The sequence below is a fragment of the Bradyrhizobium betae genome (genome assembly GCF_050632175.1).
In the GTDB taxonomy this organism is placed as follows: domain Bacteria; phylum Pseudomonadota; class Alphaproteobacteria; order Rhizobiales; family Xanthobacteraceae; genus Bradyrhizobium; species Bradyrhizobium betae_B.
The window spans coordinates 5,724,977-5,744,385 of sequence record NZ_CP192576.1 but is presented as its reverse complement, the minus strand read 5'-3'; the positions used below and the strand labels follow the sequence as shown (position 1 = coordinate 5,744,385).

Below are 19,409 nucleotides of genomic sequence, written 5' to 3'. Positions count from 1 at the left end.
CTAGTCCAACACCTCCACCGTCGCCGACCGCCCTGCGACCAGCGACATCCCCGCCGGCACCGGATCCAGCGCGATGCGCACGGGCACTCGCTGGGCGAGGCGCACCCAGCTGAAGGTCGGGTTGACGTTGGCGAGCAGGCTGGCGCCGTCGGCGCGGTCGCGGTCCTCGATACCGGCGGCGATGCTCTCGACATGGCCTGACAGCGTCACCTTCTCGCCCATCAGGCGGATCTGCACCTTGTCGCCCACACGAATGCGCGCGAGTTTGGTCTCCTCGAAATAGCCTTCCACATGCAGCGTGTCGGTATCGACCAGCGCCATCACGCCCTTCCCGGCCGTGACATAGGCCCCCGGACGCAGATCCATATTGGTGATCACGCCGTTCACGGAGGCGTGGACCTCGCTGCGGTCGAGATTGAGCTGGGCCACCGCACGGTCGGCCACGGCCTGATCGACCGCCGCCTTGGCCTGAAGCTGGGTCGCCAGCACCTGTTCCTGCTTCTGCTGCGACACCGCGTCGGTCGTCAGCGCGCTGTAGCGCTTCAGATCGGCATTGGCCTGATCGAGCGTGGCCTGATGACCGGCCACGGCGGCTTCGGCCTGCCGCAGCGCCAGCGCGAAACGTTCGCGGTCGATCCGGAACAGCACATCGCCACGATGGACCTTCTGATTGTCCTTGACCAGCACTTGCGTCACGAAACCGGAAACGTCGGGCGCGACCTGCACCACGTCGGCGCGGACGCGGCCGTCGCGGGTCCACGGCGATTCCATGTAATACACCCAGAGCTCGCGGCCGACGGCGAGCGCCGCGACGACGGCAAGCACTGTCAGTGCGAGGCGGCCGAGCCAGGAAAAATTCCCTTTCATGAGAGATACTCCGAGAGATAGACGACGCCGCCGAGAAGGCAGACGAAGATCGCGAAATCGAACAGCGCGCGGTGCCAGACCAGCCGGTAGAGATCGAAGCGATGCATGAGCCGGCGGAGAATGGCGCTCAGGACATAGGCGACGATGATCCACAGCAGCAGCGCCGGCACGAGCACGCCATAGATGTCGATCACATATCTCATGCCGCAACACTCTCGCCTGCGCGCGGCCGGTACGCAGGCGCGTCCGGGAACAGGCCGCGGCGGATGCCGACGAGGCCGATCAGGGCATCTTCCCGCGCCTTGTCGTTGGGATCCTTCACCGACTGGGCCAGCGCCCGGTCGATGCTCGTCAGCAGTTCGACCGGCATCCCGTCGCTTGCAAATCTGCGGCAGGCGATGGCGAGCTGGTCGAGCATGTGGTCGATCACGGAAATGGTCGATGCCGCGAGCCCGTAGCGGGCGCGGCGGAGGTCGATGATATTCAGACCGATGCGGAGCTGGACGAGGCTGTCGGTATCGCGGCGATCACTCTCGGAGAGAAAGGCGATTCGCTGCACCAGGAGCCCGAGCCGGTGCAGCATGAGGCCGGCAAATTCCGCGCGATCACGCTTGCCGCGGCGTTCGGCGGCGACCGCAAGCGTCATCCAGTTCGACAGCACCAGGCGATTGGCGACCCACTCGGCGCCAACGCCGCGCGCGATCCGCGTCACGAACTCGGCAATGACGACGCCGACGAAAAAGGCGACGGCGGAATTCGCATAGGACGCAAAGTCCGCACTGTAGGTCGATTGCAACGCCAGCAGCGTCGCCGTGTTGGCCGCCAGCGCCATGCCGGTGCCTGCCGTCGCCGGCCGCGCGATCAGAAAGCCGTAGAACAAAAAGGCCGGGGCCAGCGCCACGACCAGGACCTCGAGATGGGAGATCGCCGGCACCAGCGCGAACAGATAGATCGCGACCACCACGATCGCAACCAGCGACCACAGGCCGAAGCTGCGGATGAAGCGCGCGGGCTCATCTTGCGCAGCGAAGAACGAGCACGCCACCGCCGCCATCATCGGCGCCGACGCGCCGTCGGGCCAGCCGGTGGCGATCCAGAACGCGCAGCAGATCAGGATCGCGCCGGCCGCACCGGCCGCGGACCACAGCGCGAGGCCGCGGTCGCGATGGCGCACGGGCGCGGCGCCGGCTTCGGAATGGAAAGCAAGATCGAGCGTCGAGACGTCCTGGCCCTCGGCAATCGCCTCGGTCAGCGCGCGGCAGTCGCGCGAGAGGTCGACCAGCTCGCGTAGCCGCGACAACAGGCTGGTGGTGATGATCCGCTCCCAGGAGGCGTCGTCATCGAGCACCGCTTGCCGCTCAGCAATCATGGAGCGGATCTGCTCGGCCGGCTGCCGCGCACCGACGTCGCTGACGATCCATTGCGCAAGATCCTGCAGCAGCCGATTCAGCTCCGGCTGCCGGCGCAGGGCCTCCTCCCCCAGCGCAGCCAGACGGTCCTCGAGCCGAAGCGACGACAGGCAGCAGCATCAGCATGCGCAGACGGATTTCGCCGAGGCTGCTCACGGCATTGCGATCCGCCAGCCGGTCATAGGCAAGATGGGTCGAAAGCGTATCGATCTCGACGATGTCGGTTGCGAGCTTGAGGCGCCTGGCGCGGTGCGCTTCGCTCGTACCGTCGCGCAGGAGCACGGCCCGGCTGAGATTGCGCGCATCGGACAACCAGCTGTCGACGCGGTGCGCGACGGCGGGCGCGACGCTGCGGGGGAACACCATGGTGGAAACGAGGCTGGCGCAGATGATGCCGAGCGAGATCTCCTCCAGCCTCGCCACCGCCGTGTCGAAGATGGCGGCCGGCTCAGACACGGACGGAAAGCCGATCAGCGCCACGGTGTATCCGGCCAGCATGAAGACGTAGCTGCGTGGTGTGCCGTCGAGCAGCGACAGATAGAGGCAGGCCCCAACCCAGAGCGCGATCGCGAGGCAGAGCAGCTCGGGCGCATCGATCAGGTTCGGCACGAGCGCCACCGTCATGATCGCGCCGACCAGCGTGCCCATGACGCGAAAGAACGCCTTGGAGCTCGTCGCGCCCGCAAGCGGCTGCGAGGTGATGTACACCGTTGCCATCGCCCAATAGGGCCGCGGCAAGTCCATGGCCAATGCGATGACGAGCGCAAGAATCGACGCGGCAAACGTCTTCAACGCGAAAATGCGGTCCGCGTGGCGGACCAGAAAGGGCTCGTCTGAGCGCATGGCTACTTCGCCTCTGGACCGGTCTTGCCGTCCTGCAGGCGACCGGCCCGCCGCTCGATGCGCTGAAGCGTCTCGAACGTTATCGCAAGTTCGTCCGCGCCGATATCCTTCAACAGGCTCGCCCGCACCCCGCGCAGCACCCGGTTGGTCTCCTCGACCTTGGCCTCGCCGGCCCTGGTCAAATGAAGCGTCTTGGCGCGTCGGTCGGTCGGGTCTTCCCTGCGTTCGACCAACCCCTCGGCCTGGAGCAGGTCTATCAGGCGCACGAGCGACGGCCCCTCGATACCGAGTTCGTCGGCAAGTACGCCCTGACGGACGTTATCACCCTGCCTCGACAGCACCAGAAGCGGAATCGCGGTCGCATAGGACAGGCCATGATCGGACAAGGCCTGGTCGGACTCGCGGCGCCAGATGCGGGCCAGGCGCGCGATGAGCCGGCCGAGTTCGGCATGGATATGAGTCTGTGAGGGAGCCATCCAAATTAGATAGGACGCGAACTATTAGCTTGCAACTATATAGCCCGGCTTATCTCGGCTGTTCACGCAAAAGCGACCGAGGACAACGCAGATGGAACTCGGGTCTCAGTCGCTGATGTCCGGCGCCACCATCAGTGCCCAGCTGGTGAGCAGGTCGCTGATCAGCCATCAGCTGTTCGTCCCGTGGGCTGGTCATGGCATTGATCGCTGTGATCGGCGCGGCGCTGGCCGGCCAGTTATTGGATATGCCGCGGACGCGCCAGCCCTCGCTTCAGTTCACAACATAAACATCCGGATCGGCGCTCGAGCTCGGCTTCTTGAAGGCATTGCGCAGGGCCGGCGAGATCGGGACGTTGTAGTTGAGGCCGTTCGGCGGCGTCGGGGATTCCAGCCACTTCCGGTAGAGGACCTCGATCTCCGGGCTGGCGTAAAGCTCTGCCGTGGCGCGATCGGCCAGAGCCTTGAACGGCGCGTCCTCCCGTCGCAGCATGATTCCGAACGGCTCCGGCTTCGAGAACGCCTCCTCGCTGATCATGAAGAGCTGCGGCTCCTTTGCGCGCGCGATTGCGACGGCGAGCTGGACGTCGTCGAGCGCGTAGGCCTGGGCGCGGTCGGTCTCGAGCAACAGGAAGGCCTCGGCCTGGTCCTTGGCCGGCATGATGTTGATGCCGAGATTGCGCTCGGTGTTGACCTTGGCGAGCTGGGTCAGGTTGACCGATCCGGCCACCGCCGTGACGGCCTTGCCCTTGAGATCGTCGATGGTGTTGATCTTCGCCGCCTTCTTGGCCGCGAGATCGCGTCGCACTGAGGAAATGCGTGTTGGTGAAGGCCACCTGCTTCTGGCGGTCAGCATTGTTGGTGGTCGCCGAGCAATGCAGATCGAGCGTGCCGTTGACCATCAGCGGTATGCGGTTGGACGAGGTCACCGCGAGATACTCGACGCCGATGTCGGGCATGGCGAGCTGCTTCTTCACGGCATCCACGATCTTCAGGCAGATGTCCATGGCAAAGCCGACAGGCTTCTGGTTGCCGTCGAGATAGCTGAACGGCACGGACGCTTCCTGGTAACCCAGCGTGATCTTCTTCGTTTCCTTGACCTTCTGGAGCGTGCCCGACAGGTCCTCGGCTGACGCTGCGCCCGCAAGACATGTCACGGCCAGGATAACGGTGGGAAGACGCATCGAAAGCTCCTCGGTGGGCCTGCGCCTCCGTAGCGGGCGCAATCGAACGGTTGATAGCGCAGGCGTGCACAAGCCGCCAGCCCAGCCCGCGTCTGTCAGCCATCGCGACTTTCGCTATGACGGCGGCCGTTCCCCTGGCCGACGCGGCGCGGCGCAAACGACGACATGGCACCTATGCGTCGATGCCCTGTTGCACCAGTATACGCTCGGCGCTGTCGTTCCAGACATCCATCTTGACGATCTGCCCGCTCCTGACGACAAAGCGATCGACATAGCGGTTGCCTTCAAACGGCGTACCGTCCATCCACTCCCCGTAGAGCGAACCGATGCTGTAGACGACGGTCTCGTCCGTGCCGGGGCAGACATCGAAGCGGTCCATCTTCTTCTTGACCCAGCGATAGCGCTTGGCGTTGAAGCCCGTCGGCCCGCGCGGGTGGTCGAACTCGCGGCCGCCGGTAAACGTGATCACCGTCCCCGGCTTCATGTAGGCCGCCGCGGCATCGGGATCTGGAATCATCGAGGCCGTGAGATACGCCTCTACGATCGCGGCGTCCGACAAGGACCCATTTGGGCTTTTCGCGGTGACGGACATGACTAAATCTCCGGGACGAACTTACCAAATAGTACCCTCCGGGCCTGGGAAATCATGCGTATAATTTGATCACGCCTCCAATGATTTGCCGCCGAACTGAACCTGGCGAAATTCGCCGTCTGCTATAGGTTCATCCCAGAGATTCATTGTCATGACAACGCAGACCGCCTTCGACCTGGTCTTCCGCAACGCGCTGTTGCGATCATCCGCCACTCCCGTCGATATCGGCGTGAAGGGCGGCCGCATCGCCGCGATCGAGCCAAAACTCGCCCGCGAGGCCGTCGAGGTCGATCTCGGCGGGCATCTCGCCCTGCCCGGCTTCGTCGACACTCACATCCATCTGGACAAGGCCTGCCTGCTCGGCCGCTGCGGGCACAATCACGGCAGCGTCTCGGAAGCCATCCGCGCCGTCGCCGGGATGAAGAAGGACTTTACGGTCGAGGACATCTACGCGCGTGGCGCCCGCGTGCTCGAACGCGCGATCGTGCACGGCACGACGCGCATGCGGACGCATGTCGAGATCGACCCTCGCATCGGCTTGCGCGGCTTCGAGGCAATCAAGGCGCTCAAGCGCGACCATGCCTGGGCCATCGACCTCTCGCTCTGCGTCTTCCCACAGGAGGGCCTGACCAACGATCCCGGCAGCGAGGAGCTCTTGATCCAGGCGCTGCGCGACGGCGGCGAGGTGATCGGCGGCTGTTCCTATATGGACACCGACCCGAACGCCCATCTCGAACGCATCTTCGACCTCGCTCAGGAGTTCGACGTCGACGTCGATCTTCATCTCGATTTCGATCTCGATCCGTCCTGGTGGCACCTCGACGAGGTCTGCCGGCAGACCGAGCGGCGCAGGTATCAGGGGCGCGTCGCGATCGGCCATGCGACGAAGCTTTCGGCGCTGCCACCGGAGCGCTTGAAAGCGGCCACCGCGCAACTCACAAATGCCGGCGTCGCCGTCACCGTGCTGCCCGCGACCGACCTCTATCTGATGGGACGTGAGGCCACCCACAATGCACCGCGCGGATTGACGCTCGCACACAAGCTCGTCGAGAATGGCGTGCTGTGCTCCGTCGCCACCAACAACGTGCTCAACCCCTTCACCCCGTTCGGTGATGCTTCGCTGCTGCGGATGGCGAACTTCTATGCCAATGTCGCGCACGCCTCGGTCAGCGACTTCGACACCTGTCTCGATCTCGTGACCGACCTCCCGGCGCGGCTGATGAACCTTGGCGATTACGGCATCAAGGTCGGAAATCCCGCCGATCTCATCGTGCTCGATACGAAGGACAGCCGCTTCGCCATCGCCGAGCTGCCGGATATCCTGATGGGGTTCAAGAACGGCCGGCAGACGTTTGAGCGGAAGCGCCCGACGCTGTTTTCGCCGCGGAGCTGAGCGGCTCCACAACGATCAACGGAGGAACCAGATGGCCTTCGACACAATCTTCCTCAACGCGCGCTTCGACGGCGGGTCCCGGCATCACATCGCGGTCAAGGGTGGGCGCATCGCCGCCATCACGCCGGTTGACCAGCCGCCTGCCGGCGCCAAGACAATCGACCTCGGCAACGCCCTCGTCGCCCCCGGCTTCGTCGAGGGACATATTCATCTCGACACCAGCTTCTATGGCGATGCCTGGCGTCCGCACAAGCCGTGCACCAACGGGTTCGACGTGCACGAGCGCGTCGCCTTCCAAGCGCAGAACATGGCCGAGGCTGCGCCGATGGACGTGCGGGCGCGCAGCCAGCTCGATCTTCTGCATCGGACACGGCACCACGCAGATGCGCAGCCATGTCATGGTGGACGGCTCGGTCGGGCTGAAATCGCTCGAGACGATTTTGGGCGTACGCGAGGAATACCGGGGCTTGATTGACATCCAACTCGTCGCCTTCCCCCAGAGCGGAATCCTTTCGAGCCCGGGCACACCGCAATTGCTGGATGAAGCCATCGGCCTCGGCGCCGATCTCGTCGGCGGACTCGATCCCGCGAGTTTCGACCGCGACGTCGAAAAACATCTCGATGTCGTGTTCGGCGTCGCCAGCAAGCACGGCGTCGATGTGGACATTCATCTGCACGACATGGGCACCCTCGGCGCCTTCGAGATCGAGCAGATCGCGGCGCGCACGCGCGCGCTCGGCATGGAGGGTAGTGTTGCCATCAGCCACGCCTACGGGCTCGGCGATATTCCGGCAGATCACCTCAAGAAGATGGCCGAGGTTCTTGCCCGCTCGGGCGTCGCAATCATGACCAATGCGCCGGGGGCGCGGCCGTTTCCACCGATTCTCGCCCTGCGCAACGCCGGCGTCACCGTCTTCAGCGGCAACGACAACATCCGCGATTCCTGGTGGCCCTATGGCGACGGCGACATGCTGCGCCGGGCAACCACGCTCGGCTATCGCTCCGGCTTCAACATCGACGAAGAACTGCGCGTCGCATTTGACGTCGTCACCGCATCAGGCGCCAAGGCGCTGCGTCTCGAAGGCTACGGCCTGCGTGTCGGCGCCAAGGCCGACTTCGTGACGCTGAATGCGGCCCATATCCCCGAGGCCGTCGTCGCGGTGCCGCAGGGGCGCTCCGTGTACAAGGAGGGGAAACTTGTCGCTCTAAACGGTCAGGTTGTCGGCAAGCGCGCCTGACCGTTCAATCGTACCGTCACGCCCTCCCCAAAACCCCGAGTCCGGTAGAATCCCGGACCGTAACCCAACGCGTTGCGGCAAGGGACAGGTAATCTTACTAAGGCCTTGCACTGACCATCTGCGTACACGGGGAGTTTGGTTATGTTCAGCGCATTCAGCAGTATCGATTATCATTCCATCCGGGCCAGCACGCCTGCACAGACCGCCGTCAAGCGCCTGAATGGAATCGGCGAAGTCCTGTCGGGCCTCGACATCACGGCAATCCACACACAGGACGAGATGGCACACGCGCTGTGGACGCTGGATACGGCCGACAAATGCGTTCGCCTGATCCTGACCGAGTTCCGCAGCGAGCGGACGACGGACATCGTGCGCAAGGCCAACAGCCTGATCGATCTGATCGAGGCCGCCCGCGACGAAGTCTCGGGATATCGCGGCGGCAGCAGGGTCCTGAGCTGAATGCGCCCGGTCGTCAACGCTTGATCTTCGCGAGGATCCTGTCCGCCTCGGTGCGCCAATCGGCGCTGCGGGCGAACTCCTTCGTGCCCCTGGTGCCGAACAGGCCCTCGTCGGCGAGATCGGCCACCCAGGCCTGACGCTCGGCCGTGCCCTGCGCCGACCATGGCGTCAGCCCCGCCTCGCGCACGGTCTCCGCGACCTCGCGCACCTCTTCGGCACGGCGACGGCCGTGCTCGATCACGCGCTGGAAGAAATAGGCGCCCTGCTTCTCCCAATTGATACTCGGGAAGGTTTCCGTGAGCGACGCCAGCACCGCATCCTCGACGCCATAAGCGCGCGCGGTGGTGAAGCTTTCGATGACCATGGCCTCCAGCCCCTTGATCATGATGCTCCGGCACATTTTGACCGCCGACGACACCCCGAGCTTGTCGCTGGCAACCTTCGCCGCAAAACCGATCGCGTTCAGCAACGGCTCCAGCTCTTTCGCGCCGGGGCCGCCGAGCAGCAGCGGCACCTTGATGCGATACGGCGGCACCGAGGTCATCACCGCGCCCTCGACATAACGCCCCGCGGCGCCATCGATCAGCGCCGCGGCGCGCTGCTTGGCGCCGGGAGAGGCCGAGTTGAAATCGAGGAACCATGTGCCCTGGTTGATCGCGGCCGCGCAGGCCTTTGCGACCGGAACGGCCTGGCTCGCCGTGACCGCAGAGATGATGAAATCGGATCTGGCGGTCAGCTCGGCATGAGAGGATGCCAATGCCACTCCGAACCTGGCGGCATGCTCCCTGGGCGCCGCGCCCTGCTCGCCTCCGAGCTTGATGTCGTAAGCGACAACCTTGATGTCCTGCTGGCGTAGATCTTCGGCCAGAATCCGGCCAACTTCGCCATAGCCGACCAGCCCGATCTGCCAGCGTTTGGGATCACCCGCCATCAGTTCAGTCCTCGCGTCGTTTCGTCGAAAAGCTCCTCGACCGCATAGCGGCGCGGGATCAGCGCCTGCTGGAATGCGTAGTCGACAATCAGCTCGAGCGGCTTCCTGTTCGCCTCGATGCCGAACGGCAGAAGATCGGGTGTCGGCGCAGGCCCGCCCTGGGCCTTGTTCTGCTTCAGGAGATCATAGACCCCCGTAACCACATCAGGCCGCGATTTCGCGAGCTTCTCCGTCACGACAACGAGATGATTGACCGGGACGGCGCCACGCCGCTCGTACCACTTTGCGGCCTCGGCGGCCGGATCGGGGAAGAGCGACTTCAGCTTGGGATCTTTCGTCGTCTCGCCGAGGACCGCATCGAGCTCCCCGTCGAGCAGCATCTGCAGGATCTTCTTGTCCTTTGGCGCTCGCTCGGTGGTGTCGACATATTCGGCGACGTGCGGGTCTTCGAACGTCACCCATTTGATCTTGTCGAGGTTGACGCCATAGTCGTTGGCGAGGATGCCCCGTATCCAGGCGCCGGTCGTGGTCGTGAATGAGCGGATGCCGACGCGCTTGCCTTCGAGATCGGACGGCCCGAGCATCCCCTGCACAGGATTGTAGAGCGCGTAAGCATGCTGGAAGCGGCCGAGCATCGTCGCCGGCAGCAGCACCAGCGGCTTGCCATGCGCCTTGGCCATCAGATAGGTGACGATCGCCATCTCGCAGACGTCGAAGGCCTGCTCGCGCACCATCGGCTTGAACGCCGTATTGGTCGGCGTGTACTCGATGAAGTCGAGGTCGAACAGGTCGGAGCGGAGCTCGCCGCTCTTCACCGCCTGGACATGGGGATGACTGCCGAGCACGGCCTTCAGCTTGAGACGTTCCATCCGCTGCTCCGGTTCTCTTCAGACGTCCTCGGGATCGTCGACGTAGACGAGCCCGGCCTTCGCCAGCGCCTCGCGCATGCTGTACATGTCGAGGCCAAGCTCGCCCGAGGCGAGGCGCGTGCGCTTGCCGCCTTCATCCGCATTGCGCTTCTTCGCTTTCTCGGCGACTTCGGCCGCATAGCGTTTCGGCACCACCACGACGCCATCATCATCAGCGACGACGATGTCACCGGGATCGACATTGACACCGGCGCAGACCACGGGGACGTTGACCGAGCCGAGCGTCGCCTTCACCGTGCCCTTGGCCGAGATCGCGCGCGACCACACCGGAAAATTCATCTCGTGCAGCGCTTTGACGTCGCGGCAGCCGGCGTCGATGATCAGCCCCTGCACGCCGCGCGCCTGGAGCGAGGTTGCGAGCAACTCTCCGAACATGCCGTCGGTATTGTCGGTGGTGCAGCCGACGACGAGGATGTCGCCCTTCCTGCACTGCTCCACCGCGACATGGATCATCCAGTTGTCGCCGGGCTGCGCCAGCACGGTGACGGCCGGACCGGCAATCGACGCACCCGCCCAGACCGGGCGCAGATACGGTTTCATCAGGCCGATACGTCCGTAGGCCTCGTGCACTGTCGAGACGCCATACTCCGACATGCCGGCGGGATCAGCTCGCTTGATATTGCGAACGACGACGGGCTTCATGCCAATTCCTCCGCAACCGTCGGGAACAGGCGCTGATAGGCCTCGCCATAGGTCATGGGCACGCCGGTGTTGCGGCTGCCCTGGATGCCGCGGTTGAGCGCGACACGCTCATAGTAACCCCAAAGATGCTTCTGTGCGGCGAGGATCTGGAACGCCTCGTACTTCTCCTTCCAGACCTCGTCGATCTTGAGGAGCAGGTCAGGCTTGTAATTGCACTGCTCGGGCTGGTGCGGTTCGAACAGGAATACCGGAGGCGCGGAGTATTTGTACTGCGCGCCGGGCTTGTGGCCCATCGCCTGCGCGACCACGCGGGTCTCCTGCGCGAAATGCGCGGCGTTCGGGTGGTCGAAATTATAGGGATCTTCCAGCGCGTGCGTCAGCACGAAGCTCGGATTGAGCTCGCGGTAGATGTCGACCATGCGGTCGAAATGCGCCTCGGTGAGCTTGAGCGGATAGTCGCCGCAGTCGAAGAACTCGATCTCGGCGCCGAGCAGCTTTGCCGCCCGCTCCGCCTCGTCCTTGCGGCCGGCCTTGACCGATTCCAGCGTCGCGCCCTTTTCCTTCCAGGCGAACTGGCTCTCGCCGCGCTCTCCGAAGGACATGCAGACGATCTTCATGCGATAGCCCTTCTTCGCATGCAGCGCGATGGCACCGCCGGCGCGCCAGACGAAATCGCCGGGATGGGCGGTGACGACAAGACCTGTTTTCATGGGACTGCTCCCCTCTCTCATTGATAAGTTTTATTGAGACGCGCCAAACCCGAACAGGCGTGCTGGATTGTCGACGAGGATCTTTTGCTGATATTCCGCCTCCGGCGCGAACTGCGGGATCAGATCAACCAGGTCGCCGTCATTCGGCATCATTTTGACGTTGGGATGCGGCCAGTCGGTCCCCCAGATGACGCGGTCTGCTGCGGTCTCGACGATCTTTCGCGCGAACGGCACCGCGTCGGTGAACGGCGGACCACCGGAGGACACCCGCTCCGAGCCGCAGATCTTGACCCAGCATTTTTCGTCGCGCTTCATCAGTTCGATCAGGATTCTGAACGGCAATTGATCGAGCCCTTCGGCCGCCTTCACCCGCCCCATATGGTCGATGGTGTAGCTCAGCGGCAGCCTCGCCAGCATGTCCGCATAGTCAGGCAGGTCGATCGCGTCGAAATGCAGGTCGATGTGCCATCCGAGCGGTGCGACCATCGCGATGACGCGGTTGAACACGCTCTTGTCGGGGACGCCGCCGAGATGGCGGACGAAATTGAAGCGGCATCCACGGAAACCGCCCTCATGCAGCACGCGAAGCCCGCGTTCGGTGATAGTGTCGTCGATATTGGCGACCGCGCGATAGGCGCCGTTGCTCTGCGCGATGGCGTCAAGCGCCACGGTGTTGTCGATACCGTGCACGCTGGCGTTGACGATGACGGCACGCTCCACTCCGAGCTTGGCATGCAGCGCGCGGAAATCCTCGAGCCGGAGCGTCCGGCGGCGTGTAGGACCGATCCGGCGCGTAAGGGTACTTCGCGCCGGGCCCGAAGATGTGGCAATGCGCATCGCAAGACAGCTTTGGCAGCTTGAACTTCGGACTGCGCGTGTTCGGATCGGGCGGTGGAATGGTCGGCGTGTACATCATCGTCATCAAGTGAACCGCCGAACGAGAACGCTTCTTTCAAGCCTTGCTGCCGACGACCGGCCGCCGCCGCGCCGGAGCGGCCTGATCCAACGCTGGCGCCTGGAACGCAGCAACGGTCGCCTGCACCAATTGCTCGATGGCGCTGGCAGCATCGCTGCCGTCGGCCTCGCCGCGCGACAGGCGCGAAACGCGGTCCGGCGTCACCAGCGAGTAATACAGCGCGCCGAGCAGGAAGTGACTGCGCCAGACGATATCGGTGCGCGGAATCTGCGGCAGGCTGTCGTGCACCGCATCGATGAAGGCGTGGCTGGTGTCGTCAAAGGTCTGCGCGATGATTTTTCGCGCGACTTCGTTGCCCTCGGCCGACATCACGGCGCGCAGCCGCGTGAAGCGCGCGCCGCCGCCGGCAAGATCACTGCCCGAGGTGAAGGCCGGCACGACATAGGCCCGCACGATCGCCTCCAGCCGATCCTGGAGATCGCGCACGCGTCTGGCGGCGGCGAGCAGTTCGGAACGGCGGAGATTCATCGGCCCGCAATGACGCCGGTAGATCTCCAGCAGCAGCCCGTCCTTGGTCTTGAAATGATAGGTGACGCTGCCGGGATTGGCGCCGGCGGCCTGCGCGATGTCGCGCACCGAGACGGCATTGAAGCCGTTGGTGGCAAACAGCTCCTCAGCCGCGACGAGGATCGCCTCGCGCATGTTCGGCTTGCGGGCCGTTTCCTTGCTGGTGGACTTGCGTGCCATGTAATTTGTACTATCGTACAAAAGATCAGGTCTCGTCAACAAAAACCGCGGGCCGCGTCCGGACCACCCGAATGACCGACGGCAGGGACGCGAACGCCCGCAAGGAGTGCTGGACTATGCTGGGTTTGAACACGACGATCAGCCGCTTGATGCTGGGTGCCGGCCTGTTGCTGGCGGGAAGCACCGCGCAGGCCGCCGACTATCCGAGCAAGCCGGTTCACATCCTCGTGCCCTACGCCGCAGGAGGCGCCGTCGACGTGCTGGCGCGCACGCTCGGCCAGGCGCTGGCCAAGACCTGGGGCCAGCAGCCCGTGGTCGACAACCGTCCCGGCGCCGGCGGCATCGTCGCCTCGCAGGCACTGACGCAGGCGGCGCCCGACGGCTACACCCTGATCCTGGTCGCAAGCGGCCATCCGCTCAACCAGTTCATCTATCCGAGCGTGCCCTACGACACATTCAAGGATTTCACCGCGATCAGCGAAATCGCCTCCTCGCCGCTCGCGATCGTCGTTGCCAAGGACAGCCCCTACAAGACGCTCGGCGATCTCCTCGCCGCCGCCAAGAAAGAGCCGGACAAGCTCTCCTACGGCATGTCCGGCAACGGCACCTCGGCGCATCTCGCCGGCGAGCTGCTCAAATACATGTCGGGCACCAAGATCGTCGCGATCCCATACAAGGGCGGCGCCCCGGCGCTCACGGCGGTGATTGCCGGCGAGATCCCGCTCAGCATCAATCCGCTTGCAGAGGCGATCGGCCAGCTCGAAGGTGGTCCTGTTCGCGCGCTCGCGGTGACCTCCGCGGAGCGCTCCAAGGCGCTGCCAAATGTCCCGACCGTCGCCGAGTCCGGCGTACCGGGCTACGATGTCTCGGTGTGGTGGGGCGTGCTTGGGCCCGCAAAAATGCCGCCGGAGATCGTGGCAAAGCTCGAGACCGATCTGAAGGCTGCGCTGCAGGACCCGAACGTGCTGTCGACGCTCGGCAAGATCGGCGCCGCTCCGATCGGCTCCTCCGCCAAGGATTTCGACGCCTATATGCGTGCCGAGGCGACCAAATGGGAGCCGGTGCTGAAGGCCGCTAACATCCGCGCACAGTGAGGAAAGTCGCCGATCGCGGCGACCATATCAGCGACACGCTGCAGCCTGACCTGGGCTCGATCGCCGAAGTCGAGCGCGCGACGCGGCTGCTGCACAAGCTGCTCGTGACGCTCGAACCTGCGAACGATTGGCATTCGCTGACATCGCTGCGCCGGGCACTGATTTCGTTTGCTTCAGGTCAACGCAACAAGATGGATAAAGCGTCATTTGTCTTCCGCGTCGCGCTGAGCGACCAAAGCTGCGCATCGCAGGAGACCGGGAATGAACAAGCATTTGTTGTTGACACTCCACCGCTGGATCACGCTGGTCTTTGCGCTTCCCCTGCTCGCAATCATCGCGACCGGCCTCATCCTGTCCTTTGAGCCCCTGGCGCAGATCAGCGCCGTTGACGGCCCGCCGCTCACCTCCACCCGCATCGTCGACCTGGTGAAACGATATGATCCGGATGGCAAGGCACGCGGGCTTTCGATCAATGCCGCCGCCCAGCGGATGACACTACAGGGCGCGGGAACGCCGGCGATCGATCTCGCCACCGGCGAACCCGCGGCTACCAGTTCCAGCCTCTCCGATCTCTTCGTATGGGCACGCGGCACACATGAGCGGCTGCTCGGCCAGGCATGGCTCGTCACGAGTTCGACCGTCGCCATGGTCATCCTGATGATGCTTGGCATTTTCATGGGACTGCCGCGGCTGCGCAACACACTGTCCGGATGGCACAAGGGGACCGCCTGGTTCGCATTGCCGCTGATCCTTTTGAGCCCGCTCACCGGCCTCTGCCTGGCGTTCGGCCTGACGTTTCAGAGCGCGTCCGCTCCTGCCGGCGGCGGCGGCCGTCCGCTCCCGCTGCCCGAGGCGGTCGGCATCGTTGCTGCTTCCCACGACTTGTCGCACGTGATCTCGATCGGCGTTCGCGGCGGACGCATGATGGCGCGGGTCTACGAAGGCGGAGAGCTGCGCGCCTATGCCGTCAGTTCGTCAGGCGTTACGCCCCTGCCGCGTAACTGGCCGCGCCTGATCCATGAAGGCAACTGGTCGGCCCTGGTCGCCTTGCCGCTCAATGTCGTGACGTCGATCGCGCTGCTCACACTGCTCTCGACCGGCCTGCTGATCTGGGCGCGCCGAAAGCTGCGCAAGTCGCGATCGCGTCAAGGCGGGCGGGCGGATACCACCGTCGCGAAGGCCGCCTGATCGCAGCCGTTAATTCTACGCCCTCGCCCGCATTTTCTCCGGTGCAGCGGGGCGCTGCAGAAACTCGGTGTCATCGCCGCCCCCTGACGGAATCAGGATCGCGCGCTCGCGCGGCAGGGCTTCCGGCATCTCGTCGCGAATGAAGGCGATCAGCCTTTCCCTCATCTCGCAGCGCAGGTCCCAGGATTGCGGCGCATTCCGCGCGCTGACCAGCGCCCGCAGCTCGATGGTGCGCGAATCCGCGTCGATCACCTGGAGATTGACCACCGCACCGTCCCAGAGCTTGGACTCCTTCACCGCCCCCTCCAGCCAGCGCCGGATGCGCGGCACGTCGGCGCGATAATCGACATGAAGCGCGATGACCCCGATCAGGGACGCGGTATCGCGAGTCCAGTTCTGGAACGGCTTTTCGATGAAGTAGGACAGCGGCACCACCATGCGGCGCCAGTCCCACAGCCGGATCACCACATAGGTCGCGGCGATGTCCTCGACCCAGCCCCACTCGTTCTCGATGATGACGGCATCCTCGATCCGGATCGGCTGGGTGATCGCGATCTGCAAACCTGCGATCAAATTGCTGAGCAGCGGCCGCGCCGCAAGACCGACAATGAGGCCGGCGGCGCCGGCGGAGGCGAACAGGCTGACACCGTATTGTCTCACCGAGTCGAACGTCATCAGCGCGGTCGAGACCGTGATGATGACGATGATGGTGTCGGTGACACGCTTGAACACGCGGACCTGGGTGACGTGCTTGCGGGCCACGAAATTCTCGGCGACGTCACGAAAATTCTGGAGGTAGCGCGCCGCGCTCATGTCCACGATACGGATCGAGATCCAGCCGATCAGGGCAATGAAGGCGACGACGAACAGGCGCGTCAGGGGCGTGAGGAACACGTCATCGAGCGGCGCAAGGGGCAAAACCAGCGCAACGGCAGCCAGAGACAGCGCCAGTTGCGCGGGGCCGGAAGTGCGCTCGATGAACACGCCCAGGAGTGGAAGCCGGGTTCCGAAGGCGCGGGTCAGGAGCCACACCGCGAGCCGATAGAACGCCAGCGCAAGCAGGATCGCGCCCGCGACCAGGCCAAGCCCTACGAACCACGACGGTATCCAGCCGAGCATCCTGTCGATGTCGGCCATGACGGCCTGCCAATTCATGGAAATCCCCGCACGTCCATCGCGTCTCAACGCGTTTCGCGAGGCTTCGCTCCCCCGCTGGGTGCAATGCAGCATCCCGCTGGTGCAACCGTCGCCGAACTGCGCTATTCCTAGGCAATCATGACTCTCCGCACCGGCAGCGCCGATCTTCCCCTGCATACCGGCCGTGTTCCGCCTTGGCTTGCGACGCGCATGTCGTCGCTCGGCGCGATCGTCACGCAGGCAATCGTGCATCATTACGGACGCGATGCGTTTCTCCAGCGGCTGTCGCATCCGTTCTGGTTCCAATCGTTCGGCGCCGTGATGGGAATGGACTGGCACTCCTCGGGAATCACCACCTCCGTGATCGGCGCGCTGAAGCGCGGGCTCGGCCCGCTCCAGGACGAACTCGGAATTTATGTGTGCGGCGGTCGCGGCCAGCATTCGCGCAAGACGCCGGACGAGCTGATGCAACTCGGCGAGCGCGTCGGCTTCGACGGTGCAAAACTCACGCGCGCCAGCCGCCTGGTGGCCAAGGTCGACAGTGCGGCCGTGCAGGACGGTTTCGATCTTTATCTGCACGGCTTTTTCGTCACGGCCGACGCGAAGTGGACCGTGGTGCAGCAGGGCATGAACGGCGACAAGCGGCAGGCCCGCCGCTACCACTGGCATTCCGAGGCCTTGAAGAGCTTCGTCGATACGCCGCACAGCGCGATCGAGGGGCCGCGGCAGGGCGAGATCGTCAATCTCACCGACCATCGTGCCGGCGTCTCGCGCAGCGCGCAACTCGAGCTGCTGAGCGATCTCGGCCCCGATCGCATCCTCTCCGAATTCGAACGGCTCACCGGCACGGCGTCCGAGCCGGCGCAGCCGATGCTGCCGCACCTGATCATGCCCGCCCATCACGACGTCAGGCCGAAGGACGTGTTCGCGCGGCGCCTGCACGGCACGCTGGCGGCCGCCGCCGAGCGCGGCCCGGTCGATTTCCCGGAGCTCTTGCTGACGCCGGGTGTCGGCGCGCGCACCGTGCGCTCGCTGGCGATGGTCGCCGAGGTGGTGCACGGCGCGCCCTATCGCTTCGACGATCCCGCGCGCTTCTCGCTCGCCCATGGCGGCAAGGACCGGCATCCCTACCCCGTCCCGATCAAGGTCTATGACGAGACCATCCGCGTGCTGAAGGGCGCGATCCAGAATGCAAAGCTCGGACGCGACGAGGAGATGCAAGCAATCAAGCGTCTCGACGATCAGGCACGTCGGCTGGAGCGCACCGCGCGCGGCCCGTCGGTGGAGTCGTTCATCGCAGGTGAAAGCGCCGCATCGCCGGAGCTCGACGGCCGGTCCGTGTTCGGCTGGGAGCGCGACGTCGTGGCGTCACGGAAATCGACCGGCTGACGATCCGATGCGACGACCGGTAATTTTGCAATCATGCGAATCCCCGGCCGCTCGCGCCAGTGAATCTGCGAGGCATCGACCGCGAGGCCGAGCCGCGGCCAGCGCGTGAACAAGGCCTGAAGCGCGCACGTCACCTCGATCCTTGCGAGCTGATGCCCGAGGCAAAAATGGATTCCGGTCCCAAAGGACATGTGGCGGTTGGGCTTGCGTTCGAGGTCGAGCCGCTCCGGCAGGTCGTGCACCGACGGGTCCATGTTGGCTGCGGCAAGCATGACCATGACGCGATCGCCCTTCTTCAACCGCATGCCTTCCAACTCGACATCCCGCCGTACATGGCGAGGCTTTGAGAATTGCACAGGCGAGACGAATCGCAGGAACTCTTCGACGGCGAGCGAGGCGCGGCTCCAGTCCGCTTCCAGCCAGTCGCGCAAACCGGGAGTCCTGAGCAGTTCGTAGACCGAACCGCTGATGAGATGCGTGGTGGTCTCGGAGCCCGCCGCGAGCAGCAGGAACACCATCGCAACCATTTCATCTGGCGTGATCTGCCCTCCCTCGCGCTCGACCTGAACCAGCTCCGCAATCAGACCCTCGCCGCCCTGCTCGCGCGCGAGACGCAATTGCTCTTCGAGATAGCGCCGCATCTTGCGGAGCGCGAACAACAATCGCACGAAGCGCGCGACATTCGTCAGCGATGACATCGCATTGGCCCAGGCGATGAATTTAGGACGATCGGCTAGGGGCAGGCCGAGAAGTTCGGAGATCACGGACAGCGGCAGGATGCGTGCGTAGCGCTCGACGAGGTCGGCCGGGCTTCCATCGTCGAATAGCTTGGCCGCGAGATCATCGGCGATGGCGCGGATGCGCGGCTCCATCGCGACAATGGCGCGGCGGCGGAACGCTTCGTCCACGATGCTGCGCAGCCGGGTATGATCCGGCTCGTCCATGGTCAGCATGTTGCTGGCGATCGTGGTGACGAGCTTCGGCATCCACCAGCGGACACCCGCGACCGCACCGTCTTCCTTCCGCAACGTGAAGGTCGCACTGTCCTTCAGCACCCGCGCGGTCGCATCATGGGTCGTGGTGATCCAGACGTCACCGACCAGGGGAAAGCGCGTCGAGACCACGGGGCCTTGCGCGCGCAACTTGGCGATGGCCTTCGGCGGATCGCGAAAGAAGGCCTCGCTGGTAAAATCGAGGCGCGGTGCCATGGGATCCCCGGGACGGTTGGTGGCGCCTCAACCAGATGGGACGCGGAACGCGCCGCGCAA

At 64.6% G+C, this 19,409-nt stretch carries 16 protein-coding genes and 5 pseudogenes; 7 read left to right on the top strand and 14 right to left on the bottom strand.

The annotated features are described in order from the left end of the window. The 6 genes and pseudogenes from ACQ86E_RS27520 to ACQ86E_RS27495 form a co-directional block, all read right to left on the bottom strand. On the bottom strand, positions 1-867 hold the full coding sequence (locus tag ACQ86E_RS27520) for an efflux RND transporter periplasmic adaptor subunit (protein WP_431202656.1): 867 nt from the start codon (positions 865-867) through the stop codon (positions 1-3). Then, a complete protein-coding gene (locus ACQ86E_RS27515; RefSeq protein WP_375309578.1) occupies positions 864-1,070 on the bottom strand; it encodes a DUF1656 domain-containing protein in 207 nt (68 codons plus the stop codon). The genes ACQ86E_RS27520 and ACQ86E_RS27515 overlap by 4 nt, the downstream gene beginning before the upstream one ends. Continuing rightward, positions 1,067-3,119: pseudogene (locus ACQ86E_RS27510) on the bottom strand (FUSC family protein). Before ACQ86E_RS27510 ends, ACQ86E_RS27515 begins: the two are co-directional and overlap by 4 nt. Positions 3,120-3,121: 2 nt before the next feature. Then, positions 3,122-3,595, bottom strand: a complete 474-nt coding sequence (locus ACQ86E_RS27505) for a MarR family winged helix-turn-helix transcriptional regulator (RefSeq protein WP_431202655.1) — start codon at positions 3,593-3,595, stop codon at positions 3,122-3,124. A gap of 271 nt (positions 3,596-3,866) precedes the next feature. Next, positions 3,867-4,776 (bottom strand): annotated as a pseudogene (locus tag ACQ86E_RS27500) (amino acid ABC transporter substrate-binding protein). Between the two features lie 172 nt (positions 4,777-4,948). Then, the gene (locus ACQ86E_RS27495; RefSeq protein ID WP_431202654.1) at positions 4,949-5,368 is read right to left on the bottom strand and encodes a nuclear transport factor 2 family protein; all 420 of its coding nucleotides are present in this window, start codon (positions 5,366-5,368) and stop codon (positions 4,949-4,951) included. 151 nt (positions 5,369-5,519) lie between these two features. Between ACQ86E_RS27495 and ACQ86E_RS27490 the strand changes: the two genes are divergently transcribed. The 3 genes and pseudogenes from ACQ86E_RS27490 to ACQ86E_RS27480 all read left to right on the top strand — a co-directional run bounded on the left by ACQ86E_RS27490 (position 5,520) and on the right by ACQ86E_RS27480 (position 8,458). Then, entirely contained in the window at positions 5,520-6,761 is a 1,242-nt protein-coding gene (locus ACQ86E_RS27490; protein ID WP_431202653.1) for an amidohydrolase family protein, read from the top strand. A gap of 31 nt (positions 6,762-6,792) precedes the next feature. Then, positions 6,793-7,999 (top strand): annotated as a pseudogene (locus tag ACQ86E_RS27485) (amidohydrolase family protein). A 141-nt stretch (positions 8,000-8,140) separates the two neighbouring features. Continuing rightward, positions 8,141-8,458, top strand: a complete 318-nt coding sequence (locus ACQ86E_RS27480; RefSeq protein WP_431202652.1) for a hypothetical protein — start codon at positions 8,141-8,143, stop codon at positions 8,456-8,458. 13 nt (positions 8,459-8,471) lie between these two features. Here the strand turns inward: ACQ86E_RS27480 and ACQ86E_RS27475 are convergent, their stop codons facing one another. From ACQ86E_RS27475 to ACQ86E_RS27450, 6 genes and pseudogenes are all read right to left on the bottom strand, one after another. After that, positions 8,472-9,389: a DUF1932 domain-containing protein gene (locus ACQ86E_RS27475; RefSeq protein WP_431202651.1), complete on the bottom strand. Its 918-nt coding sequence runs from the start codon at positions 9,387-9,389 to the stop codon at positions 8,472-8,474. Further along, positions 9,389-10,258 carry a hypothetical protein gene (locus ACQ86E_RS27470; RefSeq protein WP_431202650.1) on the bottom strand — a complete coding sequence of 290 codons (870 nt, stop codon included), beginning with the start codon at positions 10,256-10,258 and terminating at the stop codon, positions 9,389-9,391. Before ACQ86E_RS27470 ends, ACQ86E_RS27475 begins: the two co-directional genes overlap by 1 nt. A gap of 18 nt (positions 10,259-10,276) precedes the next feature. After that, the gene (locus tag ACQ86E_RS27465; RefSeq protein ID WP_431202649.1) at positions 10,277-10,960 is read right to left on the bottom strand and encodes a 4-carboxy-4-hydroxy-2-oxoadipate aldolase/oxaloacetate decarboxylase; all 684 of its coding nucleotides are present in this window, start codon (positions 10,958-10,960) and stop codon (positions 10,277-10,279) included. Further along, complete coding sequence (locus ACQ86E_RS27460; RefSeq protein WP_011086622.1) at positions 10,957-11,670, bottom strand: PIG-L deacetylase family protein; 714 nt, start codon at positions 11,668-11,670, stop codon at positions 10,957-10,959. The genes ACQ86E_RS27465 and ACQ86E_RS27460 overlap by 4 nt, the downstream gene beginning before the upstream one ends. 30 nt (positions 11,671-11,700) lie before the next feature. After that, a pseudogene (locus ACQ86E_RS27455) lies at positions 11,701-12,592 on the bottom strand (amidohydrolase family protein). A 30-nt stretch (positions 12,593-12,622) separates the two neighbouring features. Beyond that, the gene (locus ACQ86E_RS27450) at positions 12,623-13,333 is read right to left on the bottom strand and encodes a TetR/AcrR family transcriptional regulator (protein WP_431202648.1); all 711 of its coding nucleotides are present in this window, start codon (positions 13,331-13,333) and stop codon (positions 12,623-12,625) included. A 116-nt stretch (positions 13,334-13,449) separates the two neighbouring features. Between ACQ86E_RS27450 and ACQ86E_RS27445 the strand changes: the two genes are divergently transcribed. Genes ACQ86E_RS27445 through ACQ86E_RS27435 form a run of 3 tightly spaced genes read left to right on the top strand, consistent with a single transcriptional unit; the run spans position 13,450 to position 15,615 of the window. Continuing rightward, positions 13,450-14,427 carry a tripartite tricarboxylate transporter substrate binding protein gene (locus ACQ86E_RS27445; RefSeq protein ID WP_431202647.1) on the top strand — a complete coding sequence of 326 codons (978 nt, stop codon included), beginning with the start codon at positions 13,450-13,452 and terminating at the stop codon, positions 14,425-14,427. Then, positions 14,424-14,789, top strand: a complete 366-nt coding sequence (locus ACQ86E_RS27440) for a hypothetical protein (RefSeq protein ID WP_431202646.1) — start codon at positions 14,424-14,426, stop codon at positions 14,787-14,789. Before ACQ86E_RS27445 ends, ACQ86E_RS27440 begins: the two co-directional genes overlap by 4 nt. Beyond that, positions 14,689-15,615, top strand: a complete 927-nt coding sequence (locus tag ACQ86E_RS27435; protein ID WP_431202645.1) for a PepSY domain-containing protein — start codon at positions 14,689-14,691, stop codon at positions 15,613-15,615. Before ACQ86E_RS27440 ends, ACQ86E_RS27435 begins: the two co-directional genes overlap by 101 nt. A gap of 15 nt (positions 15,616-15,630) precedes the next feature. Here ACQ86E_RS27435 and ACQ86E_RS27430 read toward each other — a convergent pair whose 3' ends face one another. Continuing rightward, entirely contained in the window at positions 15,631-16,770 is a 1,140-nt protein-coding gene (locus tag ACQ86E_RS27430) for a mechanosensitive ion channel family protein (RefSeq protein WP_431202644.1), read from the bottom strand. Between the two features lie 120 nt (positions 16,771-16,890). Between ACQ86E_RS27430 and ACQ86E_RS27425 the strand changes: the two genes are divergently transcribed. After that, positions 16,891-18,141, top strand: coding sequence for a DUF763 domain-containing protein (locus tag ACQ86E_RS27425; protein ID WP_431202643.1), 1,251 nt, complete (start codon positions 16,891-16,893; stop codon positions 18,139-18,141). Here the strand turns inward: ACQ86E_RS27425 and ACQ86E_RS27420 are convergent. Next, positions 18,135-19,349: pseudogene (locus ACQ86E_RS27420) on the bottom strand (cytochrome P450); the annotation flags it as partial. The gene ACQ86E_RS27425 and the pseudogene ACQ86E_RS27420 sit on opposite strands and share 7 nt — an antisense overlap. Positions 19,350-19,409: the final 60 nt, after the last annotated feature.

Coding starts and splice junctions, on each gene's coding strand:
- ACQ86E_RS27495 (WP_431202654.1), bottom strand. CDS start 5,368: ATGTCCGTCACCGCGAAAAGCCCAAATGGGTCCTTGTCGGACGCCGCG.
- ACQ86E_RS27520 (WP_431202656.1), bottom strand. CDS start 867: ATGAAAGGGAATTTTTCCTGGCTCGGCCGCCTCGCACTGACAGTGCTT.
- ACQ86E_RS27450 (WP_431202648.1), bottom strand. CDS start 13,333: ATGGCACGCAAGTCCACCAGCAAGGAAACGGCCCGCAAGCCGAACATG.
- ACQ86E_RS27505 (WP_431202655.1), bottom strand. CDS start 3,595: ATGGCTCCCTCACAGACTCATATCCATGCCGAACTCGGCCGGCTCATC.
- ACQ86E_RS27475 (WP_431202651.1), bottom strand. CDS start 9,389: ATGGCGGGTGATCCCAAACGCTGGCAGATCGGGCTGGTCGGCTATGGC.
- ACQ86E_RS27460 (WP_011086622.1), bottom strand. CDS start 11,670: ATGAAAACAGGTCTTGTCGTCACCGCCCATCCCGGCGATTTCGTCTGG.
- ACQ86E_RS27435 (WP_431202645.1), top strand. CDS start 14,689: ATGAACAAGCATTTGTTGTTGACACTCCACCGCTGGATCACGCTGGTC.
- ACQ86E_RS27430 (WP_431202644.1), bottom strand. CDS start 16,770: ATGAATTGGCAGGCCGTCATGGCCGACATCGACAGGATGCTCGGCTGG.
- ACQ86E_RS27480 (WP_431202652.1), top strand. CDS start 8,141: ATGTTCAGCGCATTCAGCAGTATCGATTATCATTCCATCCGGGCCAGC.
- ACQ86E_RS27515 (WP_375309578.1), bottom strand. CDS start 1,070: ATGAGATATGTGATCGACATCTATGGCGTGCTCGTGCCGGCGCTGCTG.
- ACQ86E_RS27425 (WP_431202643.1), top strand. CDS start 16,891: ATGACTCTCCGCACCGGCAGCGCCGATCTTCCCCTGCATACCGGCCGT.
- ACQ86E_RS27470 (WP_431202650.1), bottom strand. CDS start 10,258: ATGGAACGTCTCAAGCTGAAGGCCGTGCTCGGCAGTCATCCCCATGTC.
- ACQ86E_RS27490 (WP_431202653.1), top strand. CDS start 5,520: ATGACAACGCAGACCGCCTTCGACCTGGTCTTCCGCAACGCGCTGTTG.
- ACQ86E_RS27445 (WP_431202647.1), top strand. CDS start 13,450: ATGCTGGGTTTGAACACGACGATCAGCCGCTTGATGCTGGGTGCCGGC.
- ACQ86E_RS27465 (WP_431202649.1), bottom strand. CDS start 10,960: ATGAAGCCCGTCGTCGTTCGCAATATCAAGCGAGCTGATCCCGCCGGC.